This is a genomic window from Oceanobacillus sp. M65, assembly GCF_052246275.1.
Lineage (GTDB): Bacteria > Bacillota > Bacilli > Bacillales > Amphibacillaceae > Oceanobacillus_B > Oceanobacillus_B jordanicus.
On sequence record NZ_JBQQCJ010000001.1, the window covers coordinates 573,455 to 589,357 of the forward strand.

Sequence of the window (15,903 nt, forward strand, 5' to 3'; positions counted from 1 at the left end):
GCTCGGTGGCCGAGGAGCAGGTTTTTTCAGCAGTAAAAGATAAAGGATTAGTGGAGAAAAGACGCAAACAAATGATTAAAGGCGCCCTTAACCTGTTTAAAGAAAAAGGGTTCCACCGAACAACAACTCGAGAAATTGCCAAAGAATCAGGATTCAGTATTGGCACGCTTTATGAATATATTCGAACAAAGGAAGACGTTTTGTTTCTTGTATGTGATTCTATCTATGACCAGGTCCAAGTACGACTTGAGAAGGTCATTAATGTCCATGGTTCTCCACTTGAAAAGCTTGTTTCCGTAACTGAAGCATATTTTCGTTTAATGGATGAAATGCAGGAAGAGATTGTCATTATGTACCAAGAAGTGAAATCACTGAAAAAGGACACGAAAGAGTATGTCCTGCAAAAGGAAAGAGAAATGGTGCAAATGTTAGAAAAGGTGATTGTGACCTGTTTGCCGGAAGAAAGCATTTCATCAAAGGATGCAATGCTTATGGCAAATAACATTTTTATTCAAGGACAAATGTGGAGCTTTCGTCGTTGGATGTTGCAACGGCAATTTACCTTGGATGAATATATTGAACGGCAGACCCAGTTTATTTTGCGCTCCTTATCGATTGGGGCACCTAAGAAAGGAGAGAAGTAAAAGCATGGATCAGACGATTTATAAACCGGAACATCCAGTTCGTTTTGTAACCGCATCCAGTTTATTTGATGGGCATGATGCTTCGATTAATATAATGCGACGAATTTTGCAGGCGAGTGGAGCAGAAGTGGTACATCTTGGACATAACAGATCAGTGGAAGAAGTCGTGCATGCTGCAATCCAGGAGGATGTACAAGGGATCGCGATGTCTTCTTATCAGGGTGGGCATGTAGAATATTTTAAGTATATGGTCGACTTATTGAAGGAGCTTGGTGCAGAGCATATAAAAGTTTATGGCGGTGGTGGGGGTGTCATCATCCCACGTGAAATTAAAGAACTGCATGCTTATGGTGTAGCACGAATTTTTTCCCCAGAAGACGGCAGGGAATTAGGGCTGCAAGGGATGATTAACTTGATGCTGAAAGACTGTGATTACCTGCCACCAATTGATACAGAGAAGGACCAGGAAGCACTTGTTAAGGGAGAACGTCAGGCAATTGCCAGGTTTATAACGTATATGGAAAATACCGAAGTTGACGCAGATGAAAAGCAGGCTGTTTTACAATCACTAAGGGAAAAGAATAACGGTAACACCCCTGTTCTAGGTATCACCGGAACAGGAGGAGCGGGTAAAAGCTCTTTGACTGATGAACTTATTCGTCGATTTATTCATGGGATTACTGATAAGAAAATTGCTGTTATCTCAATTGACCCAACTAAGCGAAAAACAGGAGGGGCCTTGCTGGGTGATCGTATACGGATGAATGCCATCTTCTCAGAACGGGTTTACATGCGATCTCTAGCTACGCGAGATTCTCACAGTGAATTATCAAAAGCCATTCAAGATGTACTCGATGTGGTACGCGCTTCAGGCTATGATTTTATTATCGTAGAAACGAGCGGGATTGGGCAGGGAGATGCCGCTATAACAGATGTGACAGATCTCTCCATGTATGTCATGACAGCAGAATTCGGTGCTCCTTCACAGTTAGAGAAGATCGATATGATTGATTATGCCGATTTTATTGTGATCAATAAGTACGAACAAAAAGGCTCAGAGGATGCACTGAATCAGGTCCGCAAACAGTATGAACGAAGCCATATGCTTTTCCATGAGGATAAGACGGAATTCCCTGTCTATGGGACAATCGCCAGCCAGTTTAATGATGCAGGGACAAATGCTTTATTTGCCTCGCTTATTGATACGTTAAATGAAAAATTTGACTGGGCAGACGAGGCTGATTTCAAACGTCATGTAATCGCAGAAAAGCAAAATATGATTATTACAAATGAACGCAGACATTACCTTCGAGAGATCGCGACACATGTACGCCATTATCACCAACACGCTAATAAGCAAAGCGATGTTGCAAGAAAGATTTATCAACTAAAAGCAGCAGCGGAAATGGTTGAGGAGGAATCTTCTAAAGAAAGTCTACAGAAGTTAATCGAATACCATGAAGGACAACTGGATAGCAGATCCAAGCGCCTGCTTGACTCCTGGGAAGAAATGCAAGAGGCATACAGCAAAGATAAAATGGTCTTCAAAGTACGGGATAAGGAAATAGAAATGGATATTGTGTCCGAATCCCTTTCAGGCATAAACATACCAAAAGTGGCATTCCCGAGATTTCAAGACTGGGGTGAGCGGCTATATTGGTTAATGAAAGAAAATGTACCTGGTTCTTTTCCATTTACAGCTGGGGTTTTCCCATTTAAACGAAAGGGAGAAGACCCGACAAGGCAATTTGCTGGTGAGGGGACCCCGGAACGGACAAATAGAAGGTTCCATTATTTATCAAAAAATGAGGAAGCAAAGCGACTTTCGACAGCTTTTGACTCCGTTACCCTTTATGGTGAAGACCCTGCACATCGCCCTGATATTTATGGGAAAGTCGGCGAGAGTGGGGTGAATATTTGTACCCTTGATGATATGAAGAAGCTGTATGCGGGGTTTGATTTATCAAGTCCGTTAGCCTCTGTTTCCATGACAATCAATGGGCCTGCGCCGATTATTTTGGCAATGTATTTTAATACAGCAATTGACCAACAGGTGGATAAATTTAAACAGGAACAGGACAGAGAGCCAACGGAAGCGGAGTATGCACAGATAAAAGAAGAAACCATCGCTGTTGTACGGGGGACCGTTCAAGCAGATATTTTAAAGGAAGACCAAGGGCAGAACACATGTATTTTTTCCACGGAGTTTGCATTACGGATGATGGGGGATATCCAGCAATACTTTATTGATAAAAATGTACGTAATTATTACTCTGTCTCGATTTCCGGCTATCATATTGCAGAAGCTGGTGCTAATCCAATTACACAGCTCGCCTTTACCTTGGCAAATGGTTTTACGTATGTAGAATACTATTTGAGTAGGGGAATGGATATTAATAAATTTGCGCCAAATCTATCCTTCTTTTTCTCTAACGGGCTAGATCCGGAGTATTCGGTTATTGGCAGGGTGGCAAGACGGATTTGGGCGATTACAATGCGGGACAAATATGGAGCGAATGAACGCAGTCAGAAGTTGAAGTATCATATCCAGACATCAGGGCGCTCCCTGCATGCACAGGAAATTGACTTCAATGATATTCGCACCACTTTACAAGCATTGCTCGCCATTCAAGACAACACGAACTCTCTGCATACCAATGCTTATGATGAGGCGATCACCACTCCGACAGAAGAGTCTGTACGAAGAGCGATGGCAATCCAATTGATTATTAATAAAGAATACGGGCTTGCTAAAAATGAAAATGCACTACAAGGAGCCTTTATAATTGATGAACTTACAGATTTGGTAGAGGAAGCTGTTCTTGAAGAGTTTGACAAGATGAATGACCGTGGCGGCGTTCTTGGTGCGATGGAAAGACAGTACCAACGCGGTAAAATTCAGGAGGAATCATTGTATTATGAAGGGAAGAAACATTCAGGGGAGCTACCTATTATTGGGGTAAACACTTATTTAAATCCTACCCCACCTTCAGAGGACCAAATCGATTCCATGGAGCTTGCTCGTGCTTCTAAAGAGGAAAAAGAACATCAAATTAAAGAACTGCTTCGTTTTCAAAATGAGCATAGTGCCCAAACAGATCAGGCGCTAGAGCGACTGAAGGAAGTCGCAGCTTCTGGGGGCAACATTTTTGCGGAATTAATGGAGACCGTCAAAGTAGCAAGCCTCGGCCAAATCACAAACGCCCTATACGAAGTAGGCGGCCAATATAGAAGAAATATGTAAAAAAAAAGCGAAGAGCACACGTTTAAAGGAAGGCCGACTAAGAACGCCACGTCCTGTGGCGACTCCGGCATGACCCGGATCCTCCGGGCCCACGTACGAACTGCGCCCCGACCTTTGGGGTGGTTCGACTTGTCGAACATTCCTACTTAAGAGATAGAGGAATTATGATGAGGAACGAATCGATGATGACTTAAGAAAAAGGCGTGAAAGGAATTAGAAAAACACGCCTTTTTCTTTTTTGCTATAGCATAAAGCCCGAATATTTGTTTATAATGAAGGATACGGTTCTTGTTGCTGTTGCAAGGAAGGCCAAGATGGAATTGGCGTTCGCTAAAATTTAACAGTTTAAATTACATAAGGACACATTTTACTTTATACCTTATTCTTGTTTATAGTATAATGAGTTTTATTACCATTTCATAATGGAAAAAGTAGAATGAAGATGCATTGGGCTGATTAAGCCTTGAATATATAAGTAAAGGGAGTGCGTTACCGTGAGCTTAAAGAACTATAGCCACGAAGAGAGCAAGAAGTTATCAATGATTGAACTGGCAAATGCCATAATGCTTGATGAGAAAAAAGGGATGAATTTTAAAGATGTCTTTGAGCAAATTGCAGACATAAAGGAATTCTCTGATGCGGATAAGGCAGCTAACATTGCCCAGTTCTATACAGACTTAAATGTGGATGGTCGCTTTATTACAATCGGTTCCAATGTGTGGGGATTGAAACGCTGGTACCCTGTAGAAACAATGGATGAAGAAGTAGCTGCTGCACCGAAAAAGAAAAAGAAAACGAAGAAGAAAAAGAAAGAAGAAGAGTCATTGGATCTGGTCGAAGAGGAATTGGATATTGTGGATGAAGACATTGAGGAAATGGCTGATGATTTCGAAGATGATGATGAAGATGAATTTGATGCTGATCTGGAAGAAGATCTTGAAGATGACGCCGATGATGATGACGAAGAAGTTGATGAGGAAGATACCAAAGATAAAAAGTAGCTTTACGCCCCAGAAATCTATCTTGACTTTTTGATAGAGGATGGGTACAATTCTTATTGGGCTCTTTAAATTAACTTTCAAAGCGTTTCCCCTACCTAGTGGGGGAGGCGCTTTTATTATTTTGTATACGTATAGTGCCATTTGTCTGATGCCAACCATCTACGTGTGTATGGATTAGCATACCTATGTGAAATAGAGGCACAGTAAGAGGTAGATAGAAAATACAATTCCCGAGCGTTTCCTAATAATGCCATATAGGCAATGAATAAAATGATAGAAAGAGGTAGTTGGATGACGAATTATATTTTTGTAACCGGTGGTGTGGTTTCATCGCTTGGAAAAGGAATAACTGCTGCTTCACTGGGCCGTTTACTTAAAAACCGTGGACTAAAGGTAACGATTCAAAAATTCGACCCATACATCAATGTGGATCCAGGAACAATGAGTCCATACCAGCATGGAGAGGTTTTTGTTACAGAAGATGGAGCTGAAACGGACCTGGATTTAGGTCATTATGAACGTTTTATTGACATTAATTTAAACAAATTTAGTAACATTACAACAGGAAAGGTTTACTCTAGTGTAATCCGTAAAGAACGTCGTGGGGATTATTTGGGAGGAACTGTACAGGTTATTCCGCATATTACGAATGAAATTAAAGATCAGGTGTTCCGTGCTGGAGAAGCAACAGGAGCGGATGTTGTCATCACAGAGATTGGCGGAACTGTTGGGGATATTGAATCGCTTCCTTTCCTTGAAGCCATTCGTCAAATTAAAAATGAGGTTGGCAAGGATAGTGTCATGTATCTCCATTGCACACTTGTTCCATATATTAAAGCTGCAGGCGAAATGAAAACAAAACCGACTCAGCACAGTGTAAAGGAACTTCGCTCATTAGGAATCCAGCCTGACGTAATTGTACTTCGGACAGAACATGCAATAAGCAAGGAAATGAAAGAAAAAATTGCCTTGTTCTGTGATATTAACGAAAAGGCTGTTATCGAAATGATGGATGCAGACACCTTATATCAGGTGCCAATTTCCTTACAACAACAGAATCTTGATCAAATTACGTGTGACCACTTTGGCTTAAATTGCCAGCCTGCCGAAATGAATGACTGGAAAGAACTTGTTACCAAAGTAAGATCGCTTTCGAAAAAAGTAGACATTGGCCTTGTTGGGAAATACGTGGAGCTCCCTGATGCGTATATTTCCGTTGTAGAGTCATTAAAGCATGCAGGCTTTGCTTATGATACAGATATTAAGGTTCACTGGATTAATTCAGAAAAACTAGATAAAGAACAAATGCATGAAGCACTTGATAATGTGGACGGTATTCTTGTCCCAGGTGGTTTTGGTGATCGAGGAATTGAAGGGAAAATTGAAGCTATTAAATATGCTAGAGAAAACAATGTACCTTTCTTTGGAATATGTCTCGGTATGCAGCTTGCAACCGTTGAATTTGCGCGAAATGTTATTGGTCTTGAAGGTGCACATTCTGCTGAGATCGATCCGAATACACCATACCCGATCATTGACCTTCTGCCTGAACAAAAGGACATCTCGGATCTTGGGGGAACATTAAGACTCGGATTGTATCCATGTAAATTACAGGACGGAACAAAAACCAAAGCAGCATATGGTGGGGAAGATTACATTGAAGAGCGTCATCGTCACCGCTATGAGTTCAATAATGCTTATAGAGAGCAAATGGCTGAGAAAGGATTTATTTTCTCTGGTACAAGCCCTGACGGAAGATTGGTGGAAACCATTGAAATTGAAGACCATTCTTGGTTTGTCGCATGTCAGTTCCACCCTGAATTCACATCTCGTCCGACGAGAGCACAAGCTCTTTTCAAAGGCTTCATTGGAGCATCTGTGGAAAACCAATCCCAGACAAAATAGACCTTTTTGGCAAATAACCGGGTAGCGAAGGCTATTCGGTTTTTGTTTTTAGTGAATTGAAAGGGTCTACTATCTAAATGGTAATTGTTATATGCTTGAGGAAAGTTTTACCGCGATAAAAAATTCTGAAAACAGGAAGGATATTTCCGGCTTTTAGCGAAATATATACATTAGAGGAGACGGGTAATTGAATAGAAAGGAGTAGTGTTATGTGGTTAAAAAAGAGATCCTAATAGTCGACGACCAATTCGGAATTCGCTTGCTTTTAACAGATATACTGGAGGGAGAAGGATATAGTGTAGCCACAGCAGTAACTGGGAAAGAAGCGTTAGACAAACTAAAAAAAAATACATATAGCCTTGTTCTATTGGATTATAATCTTCCCATTTTGCACGGTGGTGAAGTCTTAAAACAAATGGACGTAGGGCATATCGAGGTGCCAGTCATTGTGATGAGTGGATTATCCGATCAGGTTAAAGGCGAAATTAGCGACTATACTAATGTTAAGCATGTTCTTGCAAAGCCTTTCAACATCATGGATGTCCAAGAGCTTATTAAAATTACGTTGAGTTCTTAGCCACTATTGTTGCGCAGCAGTGTTGTTGTTGGTATTCTTATAGTGTAGTTAAAACTTATTTAATGTAGATGAAACCATTCATCTCAGAGGAGGACATAGTAATGCCATTAGTATCAATGAAGGAAATGCTTGAACAAGGAAAATCCAATGGTTATGCAGTTGGACAGTTCAACATTAATAACTTGGAATATATCCAAGCAATCCTTAAAGCAGCTGAAGAAGAAAAATCACCGGTAATTCTTGGCGTATCTGAGGGTGCTGGAAGATATATGGGTGGATTTAAAGTCGTTGTAACAATGGTAAAAGCTTTGATGGAAGAATATAAAACAACAGTACCTGTTGCTATTCATCTTGACCATGGTTCAAGCTTTGAAAAATGTGCTGAAGCAATCCATGCTGGTTTCACATCAGTTATGATTGATGCTTCTCACGGCCCACTAGAAGAAAATATTGCAGTTACTTCCAAAGTAGTAGAACTTGCACATATCCATGGTGTTTCTGTTGAAGCCGAATTGGGAACAGTTGGTGGACAAGAAGATGACGTTATCGCAGAAGGCGTTATTTACGCTGACCCGAAAGAATGTCTGAAGCTTGTTAACGAAACAGGAATTGATTGCTTGGCACCTGCACTGGGTTCTGTACACGGACCTTATAAAGGTGAGCCTAACCTAGGCTTTGCTGAAATGGAAGAAATCTCTAAGACAATTGAATTGCCACTTGTACTTCATGGTGGAACTGGTATCCCAACGAAAGATATCCAGCGTTCTATTTCTTACGGAACAGCTAAAGTAAATGTAAACACAGAAAACCAAATTGCACAGGCACAAGCTGTTCGCAAAGTACTTGCTGAACAACCGGATCAGTATGACCCTCGTAAGTATCTTGGACCTGGTTCTGAAGCTATTAAGCAAACAGTAATTGGCAAAATGCGTGAGTTTGGTTCTTCTAACCAAGCGTAAAAAGTTAAACTGAAATCCTAGTATGGGGAGAATGGAGGCGACTGAAAGTGAAATTTTTTATTGATACAGCCAACATTGAAGAAATACGCTCAGCTAACGCACTTGGTATCTTGGCTGGTGTTACCACCAATCCAAGCCTAGTAGCGAAAGAGGGAATTTCTTTTCATGACAGACTTGGTGAAATTACAGAAGAAGTTTCAGGTTCGGTTAGCGCAGAAGTAATTGCTGAAGATGCAGAAGGAATGATTCAAGAAGGTAAGGAACTTGCAGCAATAGCCCCGAATATCACGGTAAAAATTCCGATGACACTAGAAGGTCTTAAAGCGGTTAAAGCTTTAAGTGATCTTAATATCAAAACGAATGTTACCTTGATCTTTAACGCAAACCAAGCGTTATTAGCAGCGAGAGCTGGCGCATCTTATGTTTCGCCATTTCTTGGACGCCTAGATGATATTGGGCATGATGGAATGAATTTGATTGCGACCATTGCAGAAATTTTTGACCGTCATGATATCCCATCAGAAATTATTGCTGCCTCCATTCGTCACCCATTACATGTGATTGATGCAGCGTTAAATGGAGCGCATATTGCAACGATTCCCTATAACGTATTAGAAAAGCTTGTCAAACATCCATTGACTGACCAAGGCATTGAGAAGTTTCTGACAGACTGGAATAAAAATTAATTGCATAAAATTGGTAACTAGTGCACAATCTAAAAAAGCAATATAACGTGTAACTTTAAACCAGCAAATCCAAAGTCCTTCTAAAAATGTGTATTACAACTCTTGTAGGAAAGTCGTCTAATCCGATTTCTTTAACTGCAGCTGTTTATCCTTTCATTTTTAGAGGGACTTCTTGTTACACATTAGGAAAGCTATAAATTTAGCTGGAAGCAAATTCGACGTAGTAAAAATCTGGGAGTTCTAAGTATAAGATAAACGAGACCCGCTCTGAAATGAGCGCGTAGTTTTTCTAACTATACTGGTACTCGTACGTCCTGTACGTCAAAAAAGCGGGGTTTTTTTATCATGCAGAAAATGTTAGTAGAAGGTGGCCATCTATTAAATGGTCAAGTACGTATTAGTGGAGCAAAGAACAGCGCAGTAGCATTGCTGCCAGCAGCAATCCTTGCTGACTCAGAGGTTACCATTGAAGGATTACCGGAAATTTCGGATGTCTACACATTAGGTGATTTACTTGAGGAGATCGGTGGGTCGGTTTCTTGGGACGGGCAAACAGTTCATATTAATCCAGAAAATATGATTGCCATGCCATTGCCAAACGGAAAAGTGAAAAAGCTAAGAGCCTCCTATTACTTTATGGGTGCGATGCTTGGTAAATTTAAAAAAGCAGTTATCGGCCTTCCTGGCGGCTGTTTCCTTGGCCCACGTCCGATCGACCAGCATATTAAAGGATTCGAAGCGCTTGGGGCTAAAGTAACCAATGAACAGGGTGCAATTTACTTGCGTGCTGACGAATTACGGGGAGCAAGAATTTACCTCGATGTCGTAAGTGTTGGAGCTACCATTAATATTATGCTTGCGGCAGTTAAGGCTAAAGGCAGAACAGTTATTGAAAATGCCGCCAAAGAACCTGAAATTATTGATGTTGCAACACTACTCACTAGTATGGGTGCGCAAATCAAAGGTGTAGGGACTGACGTGATTCGAATTGAAGGGGTCTCTGAGTTGAAAGGCTGCAAACATACAATAATTCCTGACCGTATCGAAGCTGGAACCTATGCTATTGCTGCAGCAGCTCAAGGGAAAGAGGTTATCATTGATAATGTCATTCCACAGCATCTCGAGTCACTGCTTGCCAAGCTGAGAGAAATGGGTGTCACAGTAGAAGAAAATGATGAGCAGCTATTTATTGCGCCTAGAAATCCTTTGAAAAGTGTTGATATTAAAACGTTGGTTTACCCAGGTTTTCCAACAGATCTGCAACAGCCGTTTACTTCTTTGTTGACCAAAGCAATGAATACCGGTGTGGTTACGGATACGATTTACTCGGCTCGCTTAAAGCATGTTGATGAACTCAGACGTATGAATGCCGCCATTAAAGTAGAGGGCGGGTCTGCCATTGTATCTGGCCCGGTACAATTGGAAGGAGCGAGAGTAAAAGCTTCTGATTTACGAGCAGGAGCAGCTCTTATCATAGCAGGGCTTATGGCTAATGGAATCACCGAAATTACGGGACTAGAACATATAGATAGAGGATACGATCATTTCACAGAAAAGCTTACCCAGCTTGGAGCCAAGGTATGGCGAGAGGAAATGACCGAGCAAGAAATTATTCAATTCCAGAATTCTTAGCATAAAGTTAGAAAGAGGGCCTTTCTTAACAACCCTCTTTCTAAACAAGGATTTTGGTGTAGGGATGATGGTAAGAAGAATAACGTTATAGAGAATAATACTGGAATCTAATTTGCTATAATGGTTAGATGAAAGTAGACGATGCAGCAATACGCCTTGTAATCAAAGGATAAGGTGTATTTTTGCTATCTAATGGGTAAACTATCTTTAGTATATAATAAGAGGAAGCCATACCATCTCGGCTTCCTTTTCTATTAAATTAATAAATCCTAAAAAATAGAGTTGAATAATAGTATTCAAAAGAGTAATATGGAATATGCTTAATACAGATTAAGGATATGATCTTCAAATCCAACTACAGTAACTTCTTCATTTCTACGAAGCTAGACCTTCCAACTAAAGAAGTGTGCAATTCTCAATTTTAAATATAACTGTACAGAAGGCCTTCCGCTGTGCAATGCAATTATTTAATTATTATTTTTATTTTAAAAACAAATAGGCGTGGTGATCTTATGGCAGCATTAACAATCTCTCATTTGGAAACATTAAAATTAAAAGAAATCTATAACTTAGCGAGAGAATACAAAGTATCCTATTATGCAAAGCTAACCAAAAAAGAATTGATATTTTCAATCTTAAAGGCGCAGGCTGAAAAGGATGGCTATTTATTTATGGATGGCGTGTTAGAAATTATTCCTTCAGAAGGGTTTGGTTTTTTACGTCCAATAAATTATTCTCCGAGCGCAGAGGACATTTACATATCTGCATCGCAAATTCGTAGATTTGATTTGCGGAATGGTGATAAAGTATCAGGAAAAGTTAGACCACCGAAGGAAAATGAACGTTACTATGGTTTGTTACACGTAGACGCAGTAAATGGGGAAGATCCTGAAACAGCAAAAGAGCGTGTTCACTTCCCAGCATTGACGGCATTGTACCCAGACCGTTTTATGAAATTGGAGAATCCAACAAGTCGACTCTCCACACGTATCATTGATTTAATGACCCCAGTTGGGTTTGGACAAAGGGGACTTATTGTAGCTCCACCAAAGGCAGGTAAAACAGTACTGTTAAAAGAGATTGCCAACAGTATTTCAAAGAATCATCCTGAAGCGAAGCTCATTATTTTGCTTGTAGATGAACGACCAGAGGAAGTAACAGATATTGAGCGTTCTGTACATCCTGATGTTGATGTAGTAAGTTCAACTTTTGATGAAGTACCAGAAAGCCACATAAAGGTCTCTGAGCTTGTTCTAGAAAGAGCAATGCGCCTTGTAGAGCATAAGCGGGACGTTATTATTTTGATGGATAGTATTACAAGACTTGCAAGAGCCTATAATCTTGTTATTCCTCCAAGTGGACGTACATTATCCGGTGGTATTGACCCTGCTGCCTTCCATCGACCAAAACGGTTCTTCGGGGCAGCTCGTAATATTGAAGAGGGTGGAAGCTTTACCATTCTGGCAACAGCGTTAGTGGACACGGGCTCAAGAATGGATGATGTCATTTATGAGGAATTCAAGGGTACCGGAAACATGGAACTTCACCTTGACCGCAACCTTGCACAACGCCGTATTTTCCCAGCCATCGATATTCTTCGCTCAGGCACAAGGAAAGAAGAGCTGCTAGTCGATAAAGCTCATTTAGATAAGATTTGGGCCATTCGTAAAACAATGCAGGATTCCAACGAATTTCTTGAACGTTTCCTAAGAAGATTGAAAGCATCGGAAAATAACGAGGAATTCTTTAAGCAAATGGATGAAGAGATGAAGCGTAAGGGAACGAAAAGGTAGTTATCCCCTTAGATTGGAAATAAATTTTTAGTTGCTCACTATTGCAATCAAATACCCTGACTGTTATAATCTTTTTATGTGAGTTTTGATAAGGTATTGCACCTATGACGGCTCTTACAATAACTCTGTTTCGAAGGATCCAGGGCAAAAAGGAGTGGAAGAAATGAAAAAGGATATTCATCCAGAATACAGAAAAGTAGTATTTCTTGATACTAGTTCAGATTTTAAATTCTTGAGTGGTTCAACACAAAGCTCAGAAGAAACAATCGAATGGGAAGATGGTAACACATACCCATTGATCCGTGTTGAGATTAGTTCAGACTCTCATCCTTTCTACACTGGTAAACAGAAAGCTGACAAAGTCGGCGGACGTGTAGACCGATTCAAGAAAAAATATAATATGAATTAAAATGTGGAATGAAATGCCTGTTCTTCAAACAGGACAGGCACACATTCTATTCAGGAAAACAGGCAAATCGTCTATAAATTTGCCTGTTTTTTTACTTTTATATATACATAACAATTTGGAAAGGAGCGCGTCGCTCATGTACGTGATGAAACAAAGTGGTTGGGTTGAAGTAATCTGTGGGAGTATGTTTTCTGGAAAGTCGGAAGAACTGATTAGAAGAGTTCGCCGTGCTACCTATGCTAATCTTACAGTGCGTGTATTTAAACCCGCCATCGACAACCGGTATGATAAGGAATCCGTTGTCTCCCATAATGGGACATCGATTATTGCCCGTCCTGTAAAAAGCTCGGATGAAATGTTGCAATTTGTGGATAAGCGAGTGGACATTATTGGGATTGATGAAGTACAGTTCTTTGATGAAAATGTCGTGGAAGTAGTAGAAGAACTTGCTAATCAAGGGATTCGGGTGGTTGTAGCTGGATTGGACACGGATTTCCGTGGTGAACCATTCGGACCGATGCCGAAGTTAATGGCATTAAGCGAATCGGTTACCAAATTAAACGCTATTTGCCCGGTTTGTGGATCACCTGCAAGCCGTACCCAACGCCTAATTAATGACAACCCTGCATCCTACGATGACCCCATCATACTTGTCGGTGCATCAGAATCGTATGAGCCGCGCTGCCGTCACCATCATGAGGTGCCAAATAAGCCGAAAAATCAAATTCTATCCGGGTTATCCAACCAATTAAAATAAAAGCGCCTAGGTAGGCGCTTTTATTTATGGTAAGAGTGTGAGCGATTTCAATGGGCCTGGAGTATCCTGGTCACGCCGGCATTGCCCCAAGACGGGTCGTTCTTAGTCGTCCTTCCTTAATACAGGCGTTCTGCGCTTTTGAATATAATTTTGACCTTCTTACATGAGTATACTATAATTATACTGTTAATCTGAAAGAGGTGACCGTGATGTTAGATCGTTTACAAACATTAGAAAACCGTTACGATAAATTAAATGAAATGTTAAGTGATCCTGAAATCATAAATGATACGACAAAGTTACGTGAGTATTCCAAGGAACAATCTGGACTGGAGGATGTGGTCCAGGCATACCGCGAGTACAAGGATACTACTTCTCAGCTTCAGGATGCGAAAGAAATGCTGGACGATAATCTTGATAGCGATATGTATGAAATGGTGAAGATGGAAATTTCAGAATTGCAGGAGTCCAAGGTAGAGTTAGAAGAGAAGATGAGAATCCTCTTACTCCCTAAGGACCCGAATGATGATAAGAACGTGTTCATGGAGATCCGCGGTGCTGCAGGTGGAGATGAGGCAGCCTTGTTTGCAGGAGATCTTTATAAAATGTATACACGCTATGCAGAGCAATATGGTTGGAAGACTGAAATCATGGAAGCCAGCACAACAGGTGTTGGGGGATACAAAGAAATTATTTTCATGATAAATGGAAATGGGGCATACTCCAAGCTGAAGTTTGAGAATGGTGCACATCGTGTACAACGTGTTCCAGAAACGGAATCTGGTGGCCGTATTCATACTTCTACTGCTACGGTTGCTGTTCTTCCTGAAGCGGAAGAAGTGGAAATAGATATCAATGAAAAAGATATTCGTGTCGATACCTTCGCTTCAAGCGGACCTGGTGGACAAAGTGTTAACACTACCATGTCAGCAGTACGACTAACTCACGTACCAACAGGGGTTGTCGTTTCTATCCAGGATGAAAAGTCGCAAATTAAGAACAAAGAAAAAGCGATGAAAGTGTTACGCGCACGAATTTATGATAAGTACCAACAGGAAGCCCAGGCAGAAATTGATGAGAACCGTAAATCAGCTGTCGGTACAGGCGACCGCTCAGAACGTATTAGAACATATAATTTTCCACAAAATCGGGTTACAGACCATCGCATTGGTTTGACCATTCAAAAACTTGACCAGATCTTACAAGGAAAGCTGGATGAGTTTATCGATGCTCTATTGGTAGAAGAACAAACGAAGAAATTGGAACAAATCGGTGAATAGCATGCATAACAGAAAACAATACGAAGTCCTCAAATGGGCTTCTCTTTTTTTGGAAGAGCACCAACGCGAGGCGAGAGTAGCGCAATTGCTTTTACAGCATCATCTAGGTAAAGGGAGCGCACAGTTTTATGCAGATATGCAAGAGGCTGTTCCTGAAGCGCTTTTAGAACGTTATGTAAAGGATATAAAGGAGCATGCCCATACTGGGGTCCCCATCCAACATTTGATTGGGAAGGAGTCCTTCTATGGCAGGGACTTTGATGTTAGTCCTGATGTGTTAATTCCACGTATGGAAACAGAAGAACTAGTCCAGCATATACTTCATTCTGTACCTCCAGGCGCTCCTCTAAATATTGTGGATGTAGGTACAGGGAGCGGAATTATTGCCGTTACGCTCGCTTTAGAACTCCCGAATGCGACGGTTTATGCGACAGACATCTCGCAAGAAGCATTGGCAGTCGCTCAGCATAATGCAGCGCAGCTTGGGGCTGAAGTGACTTTTTTACAGGGGAATTTTCTACAGCCGCTACAGGATGCGAATGTGGTCGTAGATGTTCTTGTCTCGAATCCTCCTTATATCGCTAGGTCAGAAACAACTACCTTATCGGATACGGTGAAAAACTTTGACCCAGAATTAGCACTTTTTGCAGAAGAAGAAGGGCTCGCGGCATATAGAGAGATCGTTAAACAGGCAAAAGGCGTGTTAAAGCATGAAGGAATGATGGCAGTGGAAATTGGCCATACACAGGCAGATGCTGTAACGGCTCTAATCAAACAGGAATTTCCTTCTTATCAAGTGAGAACCGTCAAAGATATAAACGGAAAGGACCGTATTATATCAACAGCCCTCTAAAAGTGGGCTGTTTTTTGTGTTTTTATGAATGACCTGCATATTGAGAAAAAACCGAGTGGAAGTGTCTGTCATAGACGTAATGACGGACATGTAGAGGAGAAAATGGAGTAGAACTGTCGGTCATGGAGTGAATGACGTACTTATAGAGAAGAAAATCGAGCTG

The 15,903-nt window shown here is 40.9% G+C and carries 13 protein-coding genes; all 13 read left to right on the top strand.

Annotated elements, in window-relative coordinates; translation table 11 throughout:
* Positions 1-5: 5 nt before the first annotated feature.
* The 13 genes from ACTWPF_RS02725 to prmC all read left to right on the top strand — a co-directional run bounded on the left by ACTWPF_RS02725 (position 6) and on the right by prmC (position 15,740).
* Complete coding sequence (locus tag ACTWPF_RS02725; protein WP_443148213.1) at positions 6-644, top strand: TetR/AcrR family transcriptional regulator; 639 nt, start codon at positions 6-8, stop codon at positions 642-644.
* A 4-nt stretch (positions 645-648) separates the two neighbouring features.
* On the top strand, positions 649-3,888 hold the full coding sequence (gene icmF, locus ACTWPF_RS02730) for a fused isobutyryl-CoA mutase/GTPase IcmF (RefSeq protein ID WP_443148214.1): 3,240 nt from the start codon (positions 649-651) through the stop codon (positions 3,886-3,888).
* A 494-nt stretch (positions 3,889-4,382) separates the two neighbouring features.
* Positions 4,383-4,889 (top strand): DNA-directed RNA polymerase subunit delta, encoded by a 507-nt coding sequence (gene rpoE, locus ACTWPF_RS02735; protein ID WP_443148215.1) that lies wholly within the window; start codon positions 4,383-4,385, stop codon positions 4,887-4,889.
* A gap of 291 nt (positions 4,890-5,180) precedes the next feature.
* Positions 5,181-6,794, top strand: a complete 1,614-nt coding sequence (locus tag ACTWPF_RS02740; protein WP_443148216.1) for a CTP synthase — start codon at positions 5,181-5,183, stop codon at positions 6,792-6,794.
* Positions 6,795-7,005: 211 nt separating this feature from the next.
* Positions 7,006-7,371, top strand: a complete 366-nt coding sequence (locus ACTWPF_RS02745) for a response regulator (RefSeq protein ID WP_443148217.1) — start codon at positions 7,006-7,008, stop codon at positions 7,369-7,371.
* A gap of 101 nt (positions 7,372-7,472) precedes the next feature.
* Positions 7,473-8,330 carry a class II fructose-bisphosphate aldolase gene (locus ACTWPF_RS02750; protein WP_238017924.1) on the top strand — a complete coding sequence of 286 codons (858 nt, stop codon included), beginning with the start codon at positions 7,473-7,475 and terminating at the stop codon, positions 8,328-8,330.
* A 47-nt stretch (positions 8,331-8,377) separates the two neighbouring features.
* Positions 8,378-9,016, top strand: a complete 639-nt coding sequence (fsa, locus tag ACTWPF_RS02755) for a fructose-6-phosphate aldolase (RefSeq protein WP_036578511.1) — start codon at positions 8,378-8,380, stop codon at positions 9,014-9,016.
* Positions 9,017-9,361: 345 nt separating this feature from the next.
* Complete coding sequence (locus tag ACTWPF_RS02760; RefSeq protein ID WP_443148218.1) at positions 9,362-10,648, top strand: UDP-N-acetylglucosamine 1-carboxyvinyltransferase; 1,287 nt, start codon at positions 9,362-9,364, stop codon at positions 10,646-10,648.
* Positions 10,649-11,160: 512 nt separating this feature from the next.
* Positions 11,161-12,441, top strand: coding sequence for a transcription termination factor Rho (gene rho, locus ACTWPF_RS02765; protein ID WP_036578509.1), 1,281 nt, complete (start codon positions 11,161-11,163; stop codon positions 12,439-12,441).
* Between the two features lie 163 nt (positions 12,442-12,604).
* Positions 12,605-12,850, top strand: a complete 246-nt coding sequence (locus ACTWPF_RS02770; RefSeq protein WP_036578508.1) for a type B 50S ribosomal protein L31 — start codon at positions 12,605-12,607, stop codon at positions 12,848-12,850.
* A 136-nt stretch (positions 12,851-12,986) separates the two neighbouring features.
* The gene (locus ACTWPF_RS02775) at positions 12,987-13,607 is read left to right on the top strand and encodes a thymidine kinase (protein ID WP_036578505.1); all 621 of its coding nucleotides are present in this window, start codon (positions 12,987-12,989) and stop codon (positions 13,605-13,607) included.
* Between the two features lie 209 nt (positions 13,608-13,816).
* Positions 13,817-14,887: a peptide chain release factor 1 gene (prfA, locus tag ACTWPF_RS02780; protein ID WP_106898040.1), complete on the top strand. Its 1,071-nt coding sequence runs from the start codon at positions 13,817-13,819 to the stop codon at positions 14,885-14,887.
* A gap of 1 nt (position 14,888) precedes the next feature.
* A complete protein-coding gene (gene prmC, locus ACTWPF_RS02785; RefSeq protein ID WP_443148219.1) occupies positions 14,889-15,740 on the top strand; it encodes a peptide chain release factor N(5)-glutamine methyltransferase in 852 nt (283 codons plus the stop codon).
* Positions 15,741-15,903 lie beyond the last annotated feature (163 nt).